The organism is Citrobacter sp. Cf087 (genome assembly GCF_030334285.1).
GTDB classification, from domain to species: Bacteria; Pseudomonadota; Gammaproteobacteria; order Enterobacterales; family Enterobacteriaceae; genus Citrobacter; species Citrobacter freundii.
Map to the genome: position 1 here is coordinate 1 of NZ_JAOWED010000021.1, position 19,367 is coordinate 19,367.

A 19,367-nucleotide genomic window follows, 5' to 3' on the forward strand; every position below is an offset into this window, starting at 1 on the left:
AATTGCAGAAAAATGACTGACTGCTGCATTCCACAGCAAAACCCCGCCTTATACCCATTTACGCACAGAGTTATCCACAAACCACACGATCGTTTCTATGATCCTCTCGTTATATCAGCCTCTTTCAACAGAAAAAGAAGAGGTCAAAATCGAAAATTAAAAATTCGCGAGCGTTGCGCAAACGTTTTCGTTACAATGCCCCCGCACAACAAGGATGCCCCGTAAGGGGCGTTAGCTGAGTTTTTAGCCAAGAATTCACCTAACGCTCTCTGTAATAGTCAAATCCAGGGGATTTACCATGCAACAACGTCGTCCAGTCCGCCGCGCTCTGCTCAGTGTTTCTGACAAGGCCGGTATCATCGAATTCGCTCAGGCACTTTCCGCACGTGGTGTGGAGCTGCTGTCTACAGGTGGCACTGCGCGCCTGTTAGCGGAGAAAGGTCTGCCAGTGACCGAAGTTTCCGATTACACCGGCTTCCCGGAAATGATGGATGGACGCGTGAAGACCCTGCATCCGAAGGTCCACGGCGGCATCCTCGGTCGTCGCGGCCAGGATGATGCCATTATGGAACAACACCACATTGCTCCTATCGATATGGTGGTTGTTAACCTGTATCCATTCGCCCAGACCGTCGCCCGCGAAGGCTGTTCTCTGGAAGATGCAGTAGAGAACATTGATATTGGCGGCCCGACCATGGTGCGCTCCGCTGCCAAGAACCATAAAGATGTAGCTATCGTTGTGAAGAGCAGCGACTACGACGCCATTATTAAAGAGATGGATGCCAACGACGGTTCTCTGACCCTCGACACCCGTTTCGATCTCGCGATTAAAGCCTTCGAACACACCGCCGCTTACGACAGCATGATCGCCAACTACTTCGGCAGCATGGTTCCGGCTTACCACGGTGAAAGCAAAGAAGCCGCCGGTCGCTTCCCACGTACGCTGAACCTGAACTTCATTAAGAAGCAGGATATGCGCTACGGCGAGAACAGCCACCAGCAGGCAGCCTTCTATATAGAAGAGAATGTTAAAGAAGCTTCCGTTGCCACCGCGCAGCAGGTACAGGGCAAAGCACTTTCCTACAACAACATCGCCGATACCGATGCGGCGCTGGAGTGCGTGAAAGAATTCAACGAGCCAGCCTGTGTGATCGTCAAACACGCGAACCCGTGTGGTGTAGCAGTAAGTACCTCTATTCTTGACGCTTACGACCGCGCCTATAAAACCGACCCGACCTCCGCGTTCGGCGGCATCATCGCCTTTAACCGCGAGCTGGATGCTGAAACCGCGCAGGCGATCATTTCCCGCCAGTTCGTGGAAGTGATCATCGCCCCATCCGCCACCGAAGAAGCACTGAAAATTACCGCTGCCAAGCAGAACGTTCGCGTGCTGGTCTGCGGCCAATGGGCACAGCGCGTTCCGGGCCTGGACTTTAAACGCGTTAACGGCGGTCTGCTGGTTCAGGACCGTGACCTGGGTATGGTGAGCGAAGTTGAACTGCGCGTAGTGACCAAACGCCAGCCGACCGAGCAGGAACTGCGCGATGCGCTGTTCTGCTGGAAAGTGGCGAAGTTCGTGAAATCCAACGCCATTGTTTATGCCAAAGAGAACATGACTATTGGCATAGGCGCAGGCCAGATGAGCCGCGTGTACTCCGCGAAAATCGCCGGGATCAAAGCGGCCGACGAAGGCCTGGAAGTGAAAGGTTCTGCAATGGCTTCTGACGCTTTCTTCCCGTTCCGCGACGGGATTGATGCCGCTGCTGCCGCCGGTGTGACCTGCGTGATCCAGCCGGGTGGTTCTATTCGCGATGACGAAGTGATTGCCGCCGCCAATGAACACGGCATTGCGATGGTATTTACCGATATGCGCCACTTCCGCCATTAATCCACGGAGCAGACGATGAAAGTATTAGTGATTGGCAACGGCGGGCGCGAGCACGCCCTGGCGTGGAAAGCGGCACAGTCGCCTAAAGTCGAAACGGTATTTGTCGCCCCGGGCAATGCGGGCACCGCGCTGGAACCCACGCTGCAAAACGTGGCCATCGGCGTAACGGATATCCCGGCGCTGCTGAGCTTTGCCCAGAACGAGAAGATTGATCTGACCATCGTTGGTCCGGAAGCGCCGCTGGTGATTGGTGTGGTTGACGCTTTCCGCGCCGCCGGTCTGAAAATCTTCGGCCCAACCGAAGGCGCCGCGCAGCTGGAAGGCTCTAAAGCCTTCACCAAAGATTTTCTTGCGCGCCATCAGATCCCGACGGCGGAGTACCAGAACTTCACCGAAGTCGAACCTGCGCTGGCTTACCTGCGCGAGAAAGGCGCGCCGATCGTTATCAAAGCCGACGGCCTGGCCGCCGGGAAAGGCGTTATCGTGGCGATGACGCTGGAGGAAGCCGAAGCCGCGGTGCATGACATGCTGGCCGGTAACGCGTTTGGCGACGCGGGCCACCGCATCGTGATTGAAGAGTTCCTCGACGGTGAAGAAGCGAGCTTTATTGTCATGGTCGACGGTGAGCACGTGCTGCCGATGGCCACCAGCCAGGACCACAAGCGCGTGGGCAATGGCGACACCGGCCCGAACACCGGCGGGATGGGTGCCTACTCCCCTGCTCCGGTAGTAACTGACGAAGTCCACCAGCGCACCATGGAACGCATCATCTGGCCAACCGTAAAAGGCATGGCGGCGGAAGGTAACACCTACACCGGTTTCCTTTATGCGGGTCTGATGATCGACAAACAGGGCAACCCGAAGGTTATCGAGTTCAACTGCCGCTTCGGCGATCCGGAAACCCAGCCGATCATGCTGCGCATGAAGTCCGATCTGGTGGAGCTGTGCCTCGCCGCCTGTGACGGCAAGTTGGATGAGAAAACCTCCGAGTGGGACGAACGCGCCTCGCTGGGTGTGGTCATTGCCGCCGGAGGTTATCCGGGTAATTACAATACCGGCGATGAGATCCACGGTCTGCCGCTGGAAGACGTCGCTGACGGTAAAGTGTTCCACGCGGGCACCAAACTGTCTGCAGACGATCGCGTGCTGACCAACGGTGGTCGCGTGCTGTGCGCCACCGCGCTGGGCAACACCGTGGCTGAAGCGCAGAAACGCGCTTACGCCCTGATGACCGACATCCGCTGGGATGGCAGCTTCAACCGTAACGACATCGGCTGGCGTGCCATTGAACGCGAGCAACGCTAACGCGAAATTTTCGCCAGCAGCGTTTTACGCGTAATGCCTAACTGACGGGCGGCTTCCGTTTTATTGCCGCCCGTTTTTTCAAGCGCCGCCAGAATCACCTCCTTTTCGACATCCACCAGCGGTTGGATCTCGCCACTGAATTCCGTTTTTATCGGCGTCGCGGCAATCGCCATCGGCAGTTCACGTTCGGAAATATATTCCCCCGTCAGCAGCACCACCGAGCGCTCAATCGCATTTTCCAGCTCACGAATATTGCCCGGCCAGTCGTAGTGGATCAGCAGATCCATCGCCTGCGGAGTAAAGCCTTTCACCGCTTTACGGTTACGCGCGGCAAAACGCTGGAGAAAATGTTCGGCTAACAGCGGAATATCTTCCCGGCGCTGGCACAGCGCTGGCATTTCAATGGTGACGACGTTCAGACGATAGTAGAGATCCTGACGAAAGCGCCCGGCGCTGACTTCCTCTGCTAGATCGCGATGCGTAGCGGCTATCAGCCGGACATCAACCGCAATGGTCTGATTGCTACCAACTCGCTGCACTTCTCGCTCCTGGATAGCCCGCAGCAAACGCACCTGCATCAGCGGTGAGATATCGCCAATTTCATCAAGAAATAACGTGCCACCATCGGCTTCCACAAAGCGCCCTTCCCGGCGTTTATCCGCCCCGGTAAACGCCCCTTTCTCGTGACCAAACAGCTCGGACTCCAGCAGCGATTCATTAAGCGCCGCGCAGTTGAGCGTCACCAGCGGCTTATCGCGACGGGCGCTGCTGGCATGCAGCGCCCGGGCCACCAACTCTTTCCCCGTGCCGGAGTCTCCGTGAATGAGCACTGTCGCATCTGAGGGCGCAACCATCGCGATTTCATTGAGCAACTTCTGCATCGCCGGACTGCTGCCAATCATGCCAAACTGCGCAGCCGACGCCGATGGCAGTTCAGCGCCCATTTCCCGCGTATGCGCCAGCGCCTTTTCCAGCGTCTCCTGCAGACGGTCAAAATCCAGCGGCTTGATTAAGTAGTCCAGCGCCCCGGTTTTAAGCGCCTCAACGGCGGTCTCTACGCTGGAGAACGCCGTCATGATCAAGACCGGAATCGCCGGATTCAGCGCTTTAATCTCTTTCAGCGTTGCGATGCCGTCCATCTCCGCCATGCGTACATCACACAGCACTAAATCAAATACGCGTTCGCGCACCTGTTCCAGCGCAGCTCGCCCGCTATAGGCCAGCGCGACCTCATAACCCCAGCCGCGCAGCAGCGCCTGTAAAATGGTGCAGTGGCTGATATCGTCATCTACTACCAGAATATTGATTTTTCCGCGCGTCATCCTTGTTAATCCTGTTGTTTCGCTTTGGTCGGCAGCCAAAGAGTAAAGGTCGCACCTTTGCCCTCAACGCTTGCCACCTGAATGGTGCCACCATGCTGTTCGATAATGTTCTGCACTACCGCCAGTCCGAGGCCGGTTCCGTCAGCTTTGGTTGTAAAGTAAGGCGTAAAAATGGCCTCCAGCTGTTCCGCTGCAATTCCCTTCCCGCTATCGGTAACCACAATTTTAACGCGATCGCCGCTGCTTTCATTCGCTTCAACCGTGATCGTGCCCTGACAACCAATCGCATGAATGGCGTTCAGATACAGATTCAACAAAACCTGAGTCAGTCGGTCAGGATCGGCCTGGATAGCGGGCAGCGTAGAATTGGCCGAAAAGCGGAGCTGGATTTCCCTGCTTGCCGCATCCTGACCCACCAGGTGTAATGAGTGGGTGATAACCTCATTGAGATCCACCTGTTGCAGCGTCAGATGTGCAGGCTTCACCAGCTCCAGCAGCTCGCTCACCACCCGATTTAAACGATCCGCCTCTTTTGCCATCACCTGTGCCAGCTCATGCGACTCGCCTCCTGCCGGGGTTCGCTCGGCAAAATACTTCGCCAGACCTTTGATCGATGAAAGCGGGTTACGAATTTCATGCGCCACTCCAGCCGCAAGATGCCCGAGCGCTAACAGTTTTTCTTTACGCTTCATCGCATCCTGAAGTTCTTTGTACGAACGCTGATAGCGCTGATACCAGAAGAACGTCAGTACGGTGGCCAGCAACACAGCCGCCAGCGCACAGAGGACTATCAGTGTGTTACGCCACTCTCTTGCCTGAGTCGCTGTCAGATCGCTGGCATCAAAGGCGATAAATATGGTTTGCGCTGGGGTGATAAGCTGCCCGTCATTGCTGGCACAGCGCGCCATGCCGTGGCGTCCTGGACCATACATCGGCTGAAACTGGCGATAAATTTCCAGGGCCGGCGTTTTTTCACCATCCCTCGCTGGAATTTCAATATTCCGCCAGCTTTCTTGCTCCCCAGGACTAAGCTGTCGCAGGACATCCGGTGAATAGAGCGTTTTTCCGACCATCGCGGAATTGCTGTGAGTAATAATGACACCATGCTCATCGACGACGGCAAACCATAGCACGCCTGGTTGTACGGCCATTTCCTCCAGGAGCGTCTGCTGCTGGGCATGATGCATGCGCATCCCCATGCCTACACGCGTACCAGACTCCAGAGCGCGAATGAGCACGCTGCCTTTTTCCAGTAGCGTTTGCCGCGCGGCGCCACTTTCCCGCCCATAGTCCCGAATAGTCATAATCGAAAACCAACCGACCAAAATCAGGATTGCCGCCAGCAAGAGTCGGCTCAACCACTTTGCCACCGTATCCTTATAAAGACGCATACGCTCTCCCTTCACCCCACTTGTTCCTTTCATCGTTGCAGGTATACAGCAGAAATCATGCCATTTTTTCCCCCTGATAACCCTGCCCTCAGACACAAACAGCTGAAAGTACCGGGTAAAAATGACTCGCCAGAACGCGCCTGCGAGTCATTTTTACTCGTTTCCCTGCAAAGACGGCGGGTACAACGCCCGCAGGACTGGGATTGCCGCTTTGGCACGGAAGATGCAAAAGGGAATGTAAGCTAACCAACAGGAGAACGAACGATGAAACGGAACAACAAACTGGCACTGATTGCACTTTCTCTTATCGCACTGGGCTCCACCCCGGTACTGGCGCAGAATCACTGGGGATATGGTGATGGAATGCAGCAACGGGGCGGTACCCCAATGACCGCTGAGCAGCAGGCTGCCGCACAGAAAATCTATGATGATTACTACTCCCAGACCAGCGCGTTGCGCCAACAGCTGACATCCAAACGTTATGAGTACAATGCACTATTAACGGCCAGCTCGCCGGACACGGCAAAAATTAATGCCGTTGCAAAAGAGATGGAAGCGTTGAATCAGTCTCTGGACGAGCAGCGCGTTAAACGCGATGTCGCAATGGCGCAGGCTGGCGTGCCACGTGGCGCGGGAATGGGCTACGGCGGATGCGGCGGTGGCAGTAACCATCGCGGCGGCGGCCATATGGGAATGGGTCACTGGTAAAAGACTTAATGCCTGATGACGCCATACGGTTCAGGCCTGCTGACTACCTGTCTTCAGGTTTTCAGAAAGTTTTGGCTGTAGGCTGCCAGTGACAAAAATCTTCATTGGCGACTAGCAGTATCTGCGACCCTTCGGGCGCTTCCAGCCATGCCACACTCACCTCCACGGATGAATGTTTCTGGCGGCGCTCGATATGGTTTATCGCCCACGACTCCAGGTCTGGCTTCAGCGTTTCACCTTCACAGGTTGTGACCGTGTTATCCGCATGCCAACGTCCCTGACGCAATATCACCCGTCCCTGACGCAGCGCATCGCTGGTCTGGCGAATTTGATCGGCGCGATAGCGGTAAAGCGCGATTTGATCGCTGGAAAGCTGCTGCTTTTGCCCGTCGACTTCACGCTGCATGAAGCTCAGTTCGCCCCGGTCATCGAAGCGTATACGGACATGTTCAGCCGGTTTACTGTAAACGTTGAGTTCTATGAGAGAGAGCGAATCACCCTGCCAGCGGTATTCACTGGTAGTGGTTTCGCCTTTTCGCCACGGACTAAATACCGAGAGCAAGTGAACATCGTCACCGGAGTCTTTACGCCAAATGCGTACCGCCCCCTGATCGCCAACATAGCCGCTGGCCGTGAACGGAGGAAGCTCAGAATGGCTACCGCAGGCAGACAGTAACAGAACACCTGAAAGCCAAAGCGTATGACGCCAGATGGACAAAAGGGGCGAAACCGCCCCTTCGTTAAAACTGTTCACTGCCACGCGAATTACTTAACCGCGTCTTTCAGTGCTTTACCAGAAACAAATGCCGGTACGTTAGCTGCGGCAATTTTGATTTCTTTACCGGTCTGCGGGTTGCGGCCAGTGCGCTCAGCACGGTGGTTCACTTTGAAGGTACCGAAACCAACCAGTTGTACAGCATCGCCTTCTTTCAGAGACTCAGTAATAGCAGCCAGAGTGGATTCCAGAGCAGCTTTAGCCTGTGTTTTAGACAGTTCTGCTTTGTCTGCAATTACATCAATCAGTTGAGTCTTGTTCATAAGTTATCCTTACAATGTGTTTATCGCTTGCTAAGCATCGAGTGCGACGGAAATGCCAGAAAAGCACTCTCCTGCATACACGCACCGATAGCCACTTTTTTTCGCCCCCCAAATGTAGACCAGACCGGGGGCGGATGGGAAGCCTTCAGGCACGACAAATCAGGCGTTAAATCACGTTTTGTGGTGTCATTGCTGAAAATTTATACCAATATTGCTCTCGCCAGCCTCGCGCAGGTCTGCACGCAGCCCTTTTATCAGCTCAATATCGCGTTCTTCACAGTCGGCTAAAAGTCGGAAAATTTCCCACTGAATATCCCATTCTTGCTCAACGGCAGGGTTCTCTTTGAGCTCTTCATCGGTCATTTCGCGACCAGCCTGAGTCATTTCCAGCATCGCAACCGTCGTAATCGAAGCCTTACTAACTTCGATTGCATGCTCCAGCGTTTCACCGCTAAGACGCGAATGCATCAGTTCGCTTAATGCCACACAAGCATCAATCGCCGGATAAACACCGTACAGATCGTAATCGTCTGCAGAAGGAATGGCCTCTTCAAACTTTTCCAGCTGGCTGTCGAAATTGATTTTCGCGTCTTTAACCGTCAGCGCTTCCCAAATCAGATCCAGAATTCGGCGGTAAATCTGTCCATCACCAAATTCAGTTTGCTTGCAGAACATGGCGTAATTCGGGTACATGCGTTCGCACAGACAGGCCATAAATGTGACGTGCTGCCAGCTTTCCAGCTTCTCCAGACGCAGGTGAATCGGATTTTGTAACATGATGAGTTCTCAAATACGGAAATTAGCCGCAGTTTACCCGATATGGGGCGCTTTTGCTGCAAGCCGCGTAAAAGCCGGGCGTTCGGATGCCACCGCATCTGCCCAGCGCGTTGGTTCCGGCAGACGATAGCCGTTCATACAGCGTTGTACCCACGCCAGTGCGCTGTCCATACTCACGCGGTGGCCCGTAGAGATAAACAACGGGTTACAGCGCGCTTTGCTGCGCCAGACCCATGCCAGCTGTTCGCCTTTATCCAGCAATGGCACTAGCGCACCGGGTTCAGCAGCGAGCGGTTCAAACTTGCCACACAGCCGTTTTTTCGCCACACCGATCGTTGGGACGTCCACCTGCAGGCCAAAATGGCTGGCCACGCCCAGACGGCGCGGGTGCGAAATGCCGTGCCCGTCAACGAACAGCAGATCTGGCTTGTGCGAGAGCAGTTGCCAGGCGGCCATCAGCGCGGGGGTTTCACGAAAGGAGAGAAAACCGGGAATGTAGGGCATGGTAGTGGCGATACGCGCCACCTTATATTCAACCAGTTCAAGCGTGGGATACTTCAGTAAGACCATCGCGGCTCGCGTCACTTCGCCACCCTGCTCAAACCCAACGTCCGCCCCGCCGATCAGATCCGGCGGATCGTTCTTCAGACGATCCTCGCGGATCAATGAAGAGGCCAGTTCAAGCTGCTGCGCGCGTAATGACGCGAGATCCATAATGACTCCTTAGCGGTGGTACTGTTCGGACAACCGATGTACCGCCTCCACAAAGACACCCGCATGTTCTGGCGGGACGTCCTGATGAATGCCGTGGCCCAGGTTAAAGACATGCCCTTCGCCCTGACCGAATCCGGCCAGAATTGTCGCCACCTCTTCTTCGATGCGGGCTGGCGGTGCATACAGCATGGACGGATCCATATTGCCCTGTAGCGCCACTTTATGACCTACACGACGACGCGCATCGGCAATGTCAGTGGTCCAGTCGAGACCTAACGCATCACAGCCGGTTTCCGCCATCGCTTCCAGCCACTGACCACCACCTTTGGTAAACAGGGTCACAGGTACGCGACGACCTTCGTTCTCGCGTAGCAGGCCATCGACGATTTTGTGCATGTAGTACAGGGAGAACTGCTGATAGTCGCGACCGGTCAGCACACCGCCCCAGGTATCGAAAATCATCACCGACTGCGCGCCCGCTTTGATCTGCGCGTTCAGGTACAGCGTGACGCTCTTCGCCAGCTTATCAAGCAGCAGATGCAGCGCTTTAGAGTCGGCATACATCATCTTTTTAATCACGGTGAAGGCTTTGCTGCTGCCGCCTTCAACCATGTAGGTCGCCAGCGTCCACGGGCTACCGGAGAAGCCGATCAGCGGCACTTCGCCTTTCAGTTCACGGCGGATAGTGCGCACCGCGTTCATCACGTATCCAAGCCCATCTTCCGGGTCCGGGATCGGCAGTTTGTCGACGTCAGCCTTGCTGGTAATCGGGGAGGTGAAGCGTGGACCTTCTCCTGCTTCAAAATACAGCCCGAGTCCCATCGCATCCGGGATCGTCAGGATATCGGAGAAGAGGATCGCGGCATCAAGTTTATAGCGACGCAGCGGCTGCAGCGTAACTTCGCAGGCCAGCTCGGCATTTTTGCACAGCGCCATAAAATCGCCCGCTTCGGCACGGGTAGCTTTGTATTCCGGTAGATAACGGCCTGCCTGGCGCATCATCCATACCGGAGTGACATCAACGGGCTGGCGCAGCAGCGCACGCAGATAACGATCGTTCTTCAGTTCGGTCATTTTTGCAGTTCCTTATTGCGTCAGTCCATCAGTGTATCACCACTCGCTCTTTACTCGTACTCAGCCCGACACATTGCCACAGTATCTTCAATCAATCGACGCGCGACAGTACCCGGCGGGGGCAAGAGCGGTAAATCGTCATAGCGATACCAGTTCGCTTCCAGCAGCTCTTTCGGGTCGATGACGATTTCGCCGCTATCATACTCCGCCATAAATGCGGTCATCAAAGACTGTGGGAACGGCCACGGCTGAGAAGTGACATAGCGCAGGTTTTTCACCTTAATGCCGCTCTCTTCCATGACTTCACGCGCCACCGCCTGCTCGAGGGTTTCGCCCACTTCGACAAAACCTGCCAGCACGGTATGCACGCCGTTGCGATGGCGAACATGTTGGGCGAGCAGGATGGAATCATCTCGGCGAATTGCGACGATTATACAGGGAGCAATTTGCGGGTAATAACGTTCGCGGCAGTGACTACAGAGCATCGCCCACTCCGTTTTACTCGGGTGCATGGGATGGCCGCAGTAACCGCAGAATTTATGCGAGCGGTAAAACTCCGCCAGCTGTACGCCTCGTCCGGCCAGTTGAAACAGGCCAACGTCCTGGTCAATGACCTGGCGCACCGACCCCATATCGTGTCGACGCTGCTGCTGAACCAGCCAGACAGTTTCCCCTTCCCACTCGCCTATTGGCAGCGCGCGCTGACCAATCAGATCAAAACGGGCTGCGTCGCCATAAGGTAGCTCGCCATGAGGTAACCATAACTTTTGCTCATGACTGACAATCCACCAGCCGCTATCTAATTTTTCAATTATACGATCCATATCTCTTGCGCAACCTTTGCTTCACAGGCATGTTGTTTACATTATTTTTACATTTACGGGTGAGCAGTTCCTAAACACCATCTTGCGGAGTCAATCATGCTAAACCAGCTGGAAAGCCTGACGGAGCACGTCGGAGGAAGTAATAAACTGGTTGATCGCTGGCTACATGTACGTAAGCACCTGCTCGTGGCTTACTACAATCTGGTTGGCATTAAGCCTGGCAAAGAATCGTACATGCGACTCAATGAAAAGGCGCTGGATGATTTTTGTCAGAGCCTGGTCGATTACCTCTCCACCGGACACTTCAGTATTTATGAACGTATTCTCCATAAATTGGAAGGGAACGGGCAGCTTTTAAAAGCCACAAAAATTTGGCCGCTGCTGGAAGCCAATACGCAGTTGATCATGGACTACTATGACTCCAGCCTGGAAACTGCGATTGATCATGATAACTTCCTTGAGTTTCAAAAGGTTTTATCGGATCTCGGCGAGGCGCTGGAAGCCCGGTTCGTGCTCGAAGATAAGCTGATCATGCTGGTATTTGATGCGATGCACGAGAGTGGCACTCTCAAACGTCCTGCTTGAGATTTGTCGCATTAACGCGTAGTTTACATTCATTACCTCTAAGATAGAGGTTACTTCTTGTCGGAGTGCTTATTTTCCACAACAGCATGAGTGGAAAAGGCTGAGACCGTTAATTCGGGATCCGCGGAACCTGATCAGGTTAAGACCTGCGAAGGGAACAAGAGTCAATCTACAACCGTTCGCCTTTGGGCGATCGCCTCTCTTGCTTCATCCGTCGTCTGACAAGCCACGTCCTTACTTTTTTGGAATGAGCTATGTCTGCCACTACTAAACCATCACGCCGCGAACAGCGCGCGCAAGCCCAACACTTTATCGATACCCTGGAAGGGACCGCCTTCCCTAACTCAAAACGCATTTATATTACCGGTTCGCAGCCGGATATCCGCATTCCGATGCGCGAAATCCAGCTTAGCCCGACGCTGATTGGCGGCAGCAAAGACAACCCGCAATTTGAAGACAACGAAGCCGTGCCGGTGTACGACACCTCCGGGCCGTATGGCGATCCTGACGTGGCGATTAACGTCCAGCAGGGTCTGGCGAAACTGCGCCAGCCGTGGATTGCGGCGCGTAACGACAGCGAAGAATTAGACGACCGCAGCTCCGCTTACACCAAAGAGCGCCTGGCCGACGATGGCCTGGACGAGCTGCGTTTCAGCGGCCTGCTGACGCCAAAGCGCGCCAAAGCCGGTAAGCGCGTGACCCAGCTGCACTACGCCCGTCAGGGGATCGTCACGCCGGAGATGGAGTTTATCGCCATCCGTGAAAATATGGGCCGCGAGCGTATTCGTAGTGAAGTGCTGCGCCACCAGCATCCGGGGATGAACTTTGGCGCTCGTCTGCCGGAAAATATCACCCCGGAATTCGTGCGTGATGAAGTCGCTGCGGGCCGGGCGATTATTCCCGCCAACATCAACCACCCGGAATCCGAGCCGATGATCATCGGCCGCAACTTCCTGGTGAAGGTGAATGCCAACATCGGTAACTCGGCGGTCACTTCCTCTATCGAAGAAGAGGTAGAAAAACTGGTGTGGTCGACCCGCTGGGGCGCAGATACGGTGATGGACCTCTCCACCGGTCGCTATATTCACGAAACCCGCGAGTGGATCCTGCGTAACAGCCCGGTGCCGATCGGCACCGTACCGATCTACCAGGCGTTGGAGAAGGTCAACGGGATCGCCGAAGATCTCACCTGGGAAGCGTTCCGCGATACGTTGCTGGAACAGGCCGAACAGGGCGTCGACTACTTCACCATTCATGCTGGCGTGCTGCTGCGCTACGTGCCGATGACCGCTAAACGCCTGACCGGAATTGTCTCACGCGGCGGTTCAATTATGGCGAAATGGTGCCTCTCACATCACAAAGAGAACTTTCTGTTCGAACATTTCCGCGAGATCTGCGAAATCTGTGCCGCCTACGACGTTTCCCTGTCACTGGGCGACGGTCTACGCCCTGGCTCGATTCAGGATGCCAACGACGAAGCGCAGTTCGCCGAGCTGCATACGCTGGGCGAGCTGACCAAAATCGCCTGGGAATACGACGTACAGGTGATGATTGAAGGCCCGGGCCACGTGCCGATGCATATGATTCAGCGCAACATGACCGAAGAGCTGGAGAGCTGCCACGAGGCACCGTTCTACACCTTAGGGCCGTTGACCACCGATATCGCACCGGGCTATGACCACTTCACCTCCGGCATTGGCGCGGCAATGATCGGCTGGTTCGGCTGTGCGATGCTGTGCTACGTGACGCCGAAAGAGCACCTCGGCCTGCCGAACAAAGAAGATGTGAAGCAGGGGCTGATCACCTACAAAATCGCCGCCCACGCCGCGGATTTAGCCAAAGGGCATCCGGGCGCGCAGATCCGCGATAACGCCATGTCGAAAGCGCGCTTCGAATTCCGCTGGGAAGATCAGTTTAACCTCGCGCTCGACCCGTTTACCGCCCGTGCCTATCACGATGAAACCCTGCCGCAAGAGTCCGGCAAGGTCGCCCACTTCTGTTCCATGTGCGGGCCGAAATTCTGCTCAATGAAAATCAGCCAGGAAGTACGCGACTACGCCGCTGCGCAAACCATTGAAGTGGGGATGGCGGATATGTCGGAAAACTTCCGCGCCAAAGGCGGCGAAATTTACCTCAAACGGGAGGAAGCCTGATGTATCAGCCTGATTTCCCAACCGTACCGTTCCGACTCGGACTTTACCCGGTAGTGAACAGCGTTGCATGGATTGAACGTCTGCTGGAGGCGGGCGTACGCACAATCCAGCTGCGTATCAAAGATAAACGCGATGAAGAGGTGGAAGCCGACGTTATCGCCGCCATCGCGCTGGGGCGTCGCTATGACGCCCGCCTGTTTATTAACGATTACTGGCGGCTGGCGATTAAGCACAACGCCTACGGCGTGCATCTGGGCCAGGAAGACCTCGAAACCACCGACCTGAAGGCGATTCAGGCGGCGGGCTTACGCCTGGGGGTTTCCACTCACGATGATATGGAGATTGATGTCGCGCTCGCTGCTAAGCCTTCTTATATCGCACTCGGCCACGTTTTCCCCACGCAAACCAAGCAGATGCCTTCCGCTCCGCAGGGGCTGACGCAGCTGGCAAGTCATATTGAACGACTGGCCGATTACCCGACCGTCGCCATTGGCGGCATCAGCCTGGAACGTGCGCCCGCGGTGCTGGCAACCGGCGTCGGCAGCATTGCCGTGGTCAGCGCCATTACCCAGGCGGCTGACTGGCAGGCAGCCACGGCGCAGCTGCTCGACATAGCGGGAGTCGGCGATGAATGACCGCGACTTTATGCGTTACAGCCGGCAGATCCTGCTCGGCGATATCGCTATTGAGGGCCAACAAAAGCTGCTCGACAGCCATGTGCTGATTATCGGTTTAGGCGGGTTAGGTTCGCCTGCCGCGCTGTATCTGGCGGGAGCAGGTATCGGCAAACTGACGCTGGTAGACGATGACGACATTCATTTGAGCAATCTGCAGCGCCAGATCCTGTTTACCACTGATGATATCGCGCGTTCAAAATCGCAGATTGCCCAGCAGCGCCTGACGCGGCTCAACCCAGATATCGAACTGGTATCGCTCCAGCAGCGACTGAAAGGCGATGCGCTCCGGCATGCGGTAGCGCGTGCCGACGTGGTGCTCGACTGTACCGACAACATGGCCACGCGTCAGGAAATTAACGCCGCCTGCGTGTCGCTGAATACACCTTTGGTTACCGCCAGCGCCGTCGGTTTCGGCGGCCAGTTGATGGTGCTCACGCCACCGTGGGAGCAAGGTTGTTACCGCTGCCTGTGGCCGGATGATGTAGAGCCTGAACGCAACTGCCGTACCGCCGGTATCGTCGGCCCGGTTGTCGGCGTGATGGGCACCTTGCAGGCGCTGGAAGCCATCAAACTGCTTAGCGGCATTGCGACGCCCAGCGGCGAGTTACGCCTGTTTGACGGTAAAACCAGCCAGTGGCGCAGCCTTGCGCTGCGTCGGGCCAATGGCTGCCCGGTATGTGGAGGGCAACATGCAGATTCAGTTCAATGATGAGCCGATGCAGTGCGCCGAGGGACAAACCGTCAGCGGGCTGCTCACCGAGCTTAATCAGCTTAAACCGGGCGCGGCGCTGGCGCTCAATCAGCAGATCCTGCCGCGCGAGCAGTGGCAGCAGCAAATCGTGCAGGAAGGCGACCAGATCCTGCTTTTTCAGGTTATTGCAGGGGGTTGATATGTTACGTATTGCCGACAAAACGTTTGGTTCACATCTGTTCACCGGTACCGGAAAATTTGCCTCATCGCAGCTGATGGTCGAGGCGATTCGCGCCTCCGGCAGCCAGCTGGTCACGCTGGCCATGAAGCGCGTGGATTTGCGCCAGCATAACGATGCCATTCTGGCCCCGCTTATCGACGCGGGCGTGACGCTGCTGCCTAACACCTCCGGAGCGAAAACCGCTGAAGAGGCGATTTTCGCCGCCCAACTGGCGCGTGAAGCGTTGGGCACAAACTGGCTGAAATTAGAAATCCACCCAGATGCCCGCTGGCTATTGCCGGATCCGATTGAAACACTAAAAGCTGCCGAAGCGCTGGTGAAACAGGGCTTTGTGGTGCTGCCCTACTGCGGTGCGGACCCGGTACTGTGCAAGCGGCTGGAAGACGTGGGCTGCGCGGCGGTGATGCCGCTCGGCGCACCTATCGGCTCTAACCAGGGGCTGGAAACCAAAGCGATGCTGGAGATTATTATCCAACAGGCCACTGTGCCAGTGGTGGTCGACGCCGGGATCGGCGTGCCCAGCCATGCGACGCAGGCGCTGGAAATGGGCGCTGACGCGGTGTTGGTCAACACGGCGATTGCCGTGGCGGACGATCCGGTGATGATGGCCACCGCTTTCCGTCTGGCGGTTGAAGCGGGCCTTCTGGCGCGCCAGGCCGTCCCCGGCAGCAAAAGCTCGCTCGCGCAGGCCACCAGCCCGTTGACGGGATTTCTGGAGGCACTGGCATGAATACCTTCAGCGACCGCTGGCGACAGCTGGACTGGGACGACATCCGCCTGCGCATCAACGGTAAAACCGCCGCTGACGTGGAGCGCGCCCTCAACGCTTCGCATCTTAGTCGCGACGATCTGATGGCATTGCTCTCTCCTGCCGCCGCCGATTATCTGGAGCCGCTTGCGCAACGGGCGCAAAAGCTCACCCGTCAGCGTTTTGGCAACACGGTGAGCTTTTACGTGCCGTTGTATCTCTCCAACCTTTGTGCCAACGACTGCACCTACTGCGGTTTTTCGATGAGCAACCGTATCAAACGCAAAACGCTGGACGAAGATGAGATACAACGTGAGTGTGCGGCTATCCGTGAGCTGGGCTTTGAGCATCTGCTACTGGTCACCGGTGAACATCAGGCCAAAGTGGGGATGGATTACTTTCGTCGCCATTTGCCTGTCATTCGCCGACAGTTTGCCTCTTTACAGATGGAAGTACAGCCGCTGTCAGAGGCTGAATATGCGGAGCTGAAGACGCTGGGACTGGATGGCGTGATGGTGTATCAGGAGAGCTATCATGAGGCGATTTACGCCCGCCACCATCTGAAGGGGAAAAAGCAGGATTTCTTCTGGCGACTGGAAACGCCGGACCGGCTGGGCCGCGCAGGGATCGACAAAATCGGTCTTGGCGCGTTGATTGGTTTGTCCGACAGCTGGCGGGTTGACTGCTATATGGTAGCTGAACATCTGCTGTGGATGCAGCAGCATTACTGGCAGAGCCGCTACTCTATCTCCTTCCCTCGCCTGCGCCCATGCACCGGAGGCGTTGAGCCTGCATCGATCATGGATGAGCGACAGCTGGTCCAGACCATTTGCGCGTTTCGTTTACTCGCACCAGAAATTGAGCTGTCGCTCTCCACCCGCGAATCGCCATGGTTTCGTGACCATGTGATCCCGTTGGCAATCAACAACGTCAGCGCCTTCTCAAAAACCCAGCCCGGTGGTTATGCCGATAACCACCCCGAACTGGAACAGTTCTCCCCGCACGACGATCGTCGCCCGGAAGCCGTTGCTGAAGCACTGATGGCGCAGGGATTACAGCCCGTGTGGAAAGACTGGGACAGCTATCTGGGACGCGCGGCACAGATGCCCTAAGCCCAACGCTATCGCATAAACAAAAAAACCCGCTTTCGCGGGTTTTTTCTTCACTGGTGCTTAACTGCTCGGGCTCTGGCCTTCATCGCTATCGTAAGCCTTCGTGAAATTATCGGCGTTTACAGCGCGACAACGTTAACAGCAGACGGGCCTTTAGCGCCATTCTCCACGGAGAACTCCACCTTTTGACCTTCGTCTAACGTTTTAAAATCGTTACTCTGGATAGCGGAAAAATGCACAAACACATCCTTGCTACCGTCCTGAGGAGTGATAAAGCCGAAGCCTTTATCAGAGTTAAACCATTTTACTAAACCAGTCATTTTGTTAGACATAGATACTTCCTTTCATGTTTTTGAGCCGCTTATGCAGCGAAGATGGCCTGTTTTGCAGAAATTAACTTATGGGGCACTTAGGGAGGAGGCTCATGAAGAAGAGTATCTGAGGATAACGCTTGAACTGAGAACTGCTTTACTAAAACTGCTTGCATAAGGTCTGTGTTCCAAACCGATGCCGCTATAGTAGACCTACTTCTAATCATTAAGCAAGCATTAATTTTTTTAATACCCACTGAGTGATGCAATGTTGAACCAACGCGGCTAAGCATCCTGGATAACAGCTTGATCTACAATGAACAAAAGCCCCGACTATTGCAGTCAGGGCTTTACGTTACTACACACTTCAAATTTAACATTAATAAACTTAACGATTTAATACTGCTGATGGTACTACTTTAAAATGTACACGTTTACTACAGATAATATTGGATATTGATACTAACTAAAGCTTTCCTCTATTTACCGTTAAACACATTCCACCCGCTTGATAATAGAACTCAAGGCTGGTGACCTAAACAAGTACACTTCCCCTCGCGACATATACTCTTTGATGCGTTGCCTTATTTCCCTCGTGATAACCAAAAAAGCAGAAATCACGAACAATTACTATTAAATCATGGCGTTACATCGTCGCGTTTTACTGATTTTTTGCGATTAGATATATCAACTACGTGGCCTGAAAGCATTGTCGAGGTGAAAAAATAGCGTTTTCAGCATCGACTATCCCATACAAAAATACTTCGTGGCCTTTATCGCAAACCCCAATCAAGCTCTACTAACACTTACTACGTTAACAGCAAACTACAATTTCTCCGCTGTTAAGTATTAACATACGGGTTTAAAAAACGCTGTCAATACTGTTTTTTATAACATGTCTTTATTGACAGTAATTATATATTCCAGCATGTGATAAGCGAGTCAAAAAGCCGCTGGTCCCGGTCCAGATCGCAGGGTTTGGCCTCTTTTTGTAACCGGTTTCAGAAAAAGCGGTTTTCTTTGTGATGCCTTGCACACAATCGTTGCAAAGCAGTTGTTGCTATAGCTGGCTCGCGATAATTATCAACTCACACATGTTGATCGAGACTACTTATGAAAAACATCGTTTTATGCTGTGCCGCCGGAATGTCCACCAGCATGCTGGTGCAAAGGATGAAAGATGCCGCCCAGAAAAAAGGCGTCGACGTTACTATCAAAGCCGTCCCGGTGGCCGAGTTTGAAGAGAATATCGCTACAGCGGATATCGTTTTGCTCGGTCCACAGGTTAAGTATGAACAGGCCAAGCTACAGGCGATCGCCGACCCACTAGGCAAAAAGGTCGCCGTTATCGACATGATGGATTACGGCATGATGAAAGGCGATGCGGTACTGGACAAGGCGCTGAAACTACTGGAGTGATGGTATGGAAGAGTTAGAAACGATCATCATGGAGTTATTGGTAAACGCTGGCGCTGCACGCAGCCAGGCCCTGACGGCATTGCAACTGGCGCGTAAAGGTGATTTCTCCGGTGCAGAACAAGCGATGACGGAATCACGCGAGTACGTTAAACAAGCGCATAAAATCCAGACCCAGCTGATCGGGATTGACGAAGGAACCGGCAAGCTACCGGTTAATCTCATCACCGTCCATTCGCAGGATCACCTGATGAACGCGATGGTGATTCAGGATTTGGCGGGAGATATGATTGAGCTTTATCGGCGGTTACCGCCGGTAAATTAATGACACTGCCGGATGGCTTCGTAGCCTCGTAGACCTGATAAGCGTCATCAGAAATAAACCTGGACAT

General features: G+C 54.7%; 22 protein-coding genes and 1 riboswitch. Of the genes, 13 read left to right on the forward strand and 9 right to left on the reverse strand.

Going from position 1 to position 19,367, the window contains the following annotated elements:
* The first annotated feature begins 298 nt into the window (after window positions 1–298).
* Complete coding sequence (purH, locus tag OGV57_RS01875) at window positions 299–1,888, forward strand: bifunctional phosphoribosylaminoimidazolecarboxamide formyltransferase/IMP cyclohydrolase (RefSeq protein WP_054527945.1); 1,590 nt, start codon at window positions 299–301, stop codon at window positions 1,886–1,888.
* A gap of 15 nt (window positions 1,889–1,903) precedes the next feature.
* A complete protein-coding gene (gene purD, locus OGV57_RS01880) occupies window positions 1,904–3,193 on the forward strand; it encodes a phosphoribosylamine--glycine ligase (RefSeq protein WP_286530698.1) in 1,290 nt (429 codons plus the stop codon).
* Here the strand turns inward: purD and zraR are convergent.
* Together zraR and zraS are read right to left on the reverse strand one after the other, a co-directional pair.
* Complete coding sequence (zraR, locus tag OGV57_RS01885; RefSeq protein ID WP_032937287.1) at window positions 3,190–4,515, reverse strand: sigma-54-dependent response regulator transcription factor ZraR; 1,326 nt, start codon at window positions 4,513–4,515, stop codon at window positions 3,190–3,192. The two genes, purD and zraR, sit on opposite strands and share 4 nt — an antisense overlap.
* 5 nt (window positions 4,516–4,520) lie before the next feature.
* A complete protein-coding gene (gene zraS, locus OGV57_RS01890) occupies window positions 4,521–5,906 on the reverse strand; it encodes a two-component system sensor histidine kinase ZraS (RefSeq protein WP_054527944.1) in 1,386 nt (461 codons plus the stop codon).
* A gap of 57 nt (window positions 5,907–5,963) precedes the next feature.
* On the opposite strand from zraS, the gene OGV57_RS01895 reads away from it, so the two are divergent.
* Window positions 5,964–6,152, forward strand: coding sequence for a hypothetical protein (locus OGV57_RS01895; RefSeq protein ID WP_127649276.1), 189 nt, complete (start codon window positions 5,964–5,966; stop codon window positions 6,150–6,152).
* An 18-nt stretch (window positions 6,153–6,170) separates the two neighbouring features.
* Window positions 6,171–6,614: a zinc resistance sensor/chaperone ZraP gene (zraP, locus tag OGV57_RS01900; RefSeq protein ID WP_048219998.1), complete on the forward strand. Its 444-nt coding sequence runs from the start codon at window positions 6,171–6,173 to the stop codon at window positions 6,612–6,614.
* Between the two features lie 61 nt (window positions 6,615–6,675).
* Here the strand turns inward: zraP and OGV57_RS01905 are convergent, their stop codons facing one another.
* From OGV57_RS01905 to nudC, 6 genes are all read right to left on the reverse strand, one after another.
* Entirely contained in the window at window positions 6,676–7,368 is a 693-nt protein-coding gene (locus OGV57_RS01905) for a DUF1481 domain-containing protein (protein WP_003033064.1), read from the reverse strand.
* Between the two features lie 11 nt (window positions 7,369–7,379).
* On the reverse strand, window positions 7,380–7,652 hold the full coding sequence (gene hupA / locus OGV57_RS01910; RefSeq protein ID WP_001044509.1) for a nucleoid-associated protein HU-alpha: 273 nt from the start codon (window positions 7,650–7,652) through the stop codon (window positions 7,380–7,382).
* Between the two features lie 186 nt (window positions 7,653–7,838).
* Window positions 7,839–8,429, reverse strand: a complete 591-nt coding sequence (locus tag OGV57_RS01915; RefSeq protein WP_003842015.1) for a YjaG family protein — start codon at window positions 8,427–8,429, stop codon at window positions 7,839–7,841.
* A gap of 33 nt (window positions 8,430–8,462) precedes the next feature.
* On the reverse strand, window positions 8,463–9,143 hold the full coding sequence (nfi, locus tag OGV57_RS01920; protein ID WP_054527943.1) for a deoxyribonuclease V: 681 nt from the start codon (window positions 9,141–9,143) through the stop codon (window positions 8,463–8,465).
* 9 nt (window positions 9,144–9,152) lie between these two features.
* Window positions 9,153–10,217 carry a uroporphyrinogen decarboxylase gene (gene hemE, locus OGV57_RS01925; RefSeq protein WP_003845324.1) on the reverse strand — a complete coding sequence of 355 codons (1,065 nt, stop codon included), beginning with the start codon at window positions 10,215–10,217 and terminating at the stop codon, window positions 9,153–9,155.
* A 50-nt stretch (window positions 10,218–10,267) separates the two neighbouring features.
* Window positions 10,268–11,041: an NAD(+) diphosphatase gene (gene nudC, locus OGV57_RS01930; protein WP_003033074.1), complete on the reverse strand. Its 774-nt coding sequence runs from the start codon at window positions 11,039–11,041 to the stop codon at window positions 10,268–10,270.
* 96 nt (window positions 11,042–11,137) lie between these two features.
* On the opposite strand from nudC, the gene OGV57_RS01935 reads away from it, so the two are divergent.
* The 7 genes from OGV57_RS01935 to thiH all read left to right on the forward strand — a co-directional run bounded on the left by OGV57_RS01935 (window position 11,138) and on the right by thiH (window position 17,248).
* Window positions 11,138–11,626, forward strand: coding sequence for an Rsd/AlgQ family anti-sigma factor (locus tag OGV57_RS01935; protein WP_003033077.1), 489 nt, complete (start codon window positions 11,138–11,140; stop codon window positions 11,624–11,626).
* Between the two features lie 51 nt (window positions 11,627–11,677).
* Window positions 11,678–11,800: riboswitch (TPP riboswitch) on the forward strand.
* Window positions 11,801–11,880: 80 nt separating this feature from the next.
* Window positions 11,881–13,779 (forward strand): phosphomethylpyrimidine synthase ThiC, encoded by a 1,899-nt coding sequence (gene thiC / locus OGV57_RS01940; protein WP_048216976.1) that lies wholly within the window; start codon window positions 11,881–11,883, stop codon window positions 13,777–13,779.
* Window positions 13,779–14,414: a thiamine phosphate synthase gene (thiE, locus tag OGV57_RS01945; protein WP_032937283.1), complete on the forward strand. Its 636-nt coding sequence runs from the start codon at window positions 13,779–13,781 to the stop codon at window positions 14,412–14,414. The genes thiC and thiE overlap by 1 nt, the downstream gene beginning before the upstream one ends.
* Window positions 14,407–15,165 (forward strand): HesA/MoeB/ThiF family protein, encoded by a 759-nt coding sequence (locus OGV57_RS01950; protein WP_032937282.1) that lies wholly within the window; start codon window positions 14,407–14,409, stop codon window positions 15,163–15,165. The genes thiE and OGV57_RS01950 overlap by 8 nt, the downstream gene beginning before the upstream one ends.
* Window positions 15,146–15,346 carry a sulfur carrier protein ThiS gene (gene thiS, locus OGV57_RS01955; RefSeq protein WP_003033088.1) on the forward strand — a complete coding sequence of 67 codons (201 nt, stop codon included), beginning with the start codon at window positions 15,146–15,148 and terminating at the stop codon, window positions 15,344–15,346. The genes OGV57_RS01950 and thiS overlap by 20 nt, the downstream gene beginning before the upstream one ends.
* Before the next feature lies 1 nt (window position 15,347).
* Window positions 15,348–16,118, forward strand: a complete 771-nt coding sequence (gene thiG / locus OGV57_RS01960) for a thiazole synthase (protein ID WP_032937281.1) — start codon at window positions 15,348–15,350, stop codon at window positions 16,116–16,118.
* Entirely contained in the window at window positions 16,115–17,248 is a 1,134-nt protein-coding gene (thiH, locus tag OGV57_RS01965; protein ID WP_054527942.1) for a 2-iminoacetate synthase ThiH, read from the forward strand. Before thiG ends, thiH begins: the two co-directional genes overlap by 4 nt.
* A gap of 119 nt (window positions 17,249–17,367) precedes the next feature.
* Here thiH and cspG read toward each other — a convergent pair whose 3' ends face one another.
* A complete protein-coding gene (gene cspG / locus OGV57_RS01970) occupies window positions 17,368–17,580 on the reverse strand; it encodes a cold shock protein CspG (protein ID WP_003033098.1) in 213 nt (70 codons plus the stop codon).
* A gap of 1,092 nt (window positions 17,581–18,672) precedes the next feature.
* Here cspG and OGV57_RS01975 point away from each other — a divergent pair.
* Both OGV57_RS01975 and OGV57_RS01980 read left to right on the forward strand, forming a co-directional pair.
* A complete protein-coding gene (locus OGV57_RS01975) occupies window positions 18,673–18,978 on the forward strand; it encodes a PTS sugar transporter subunit IIB (RefSeq protein ID WP_003033102.1) in 306 nt (101 codons plus the stop codon).
* A 4-nt stretch (window positions 18,979–18,982) separates the two neighbouring features.
* On the forward strand, window positions 18,983–19,300 hold the full coding sequence (locus OGV57_RS01980) for a PTS lactose/cellobiose transporter subunit IIA (protein WP_003033104.1): 318 nt from the start codon (window positions 18,983–18,985) through the stop codon (window positions 19,298–19,300).
* Window positions 19,301–19,367 lie beyond the last annotated feature (67 nt).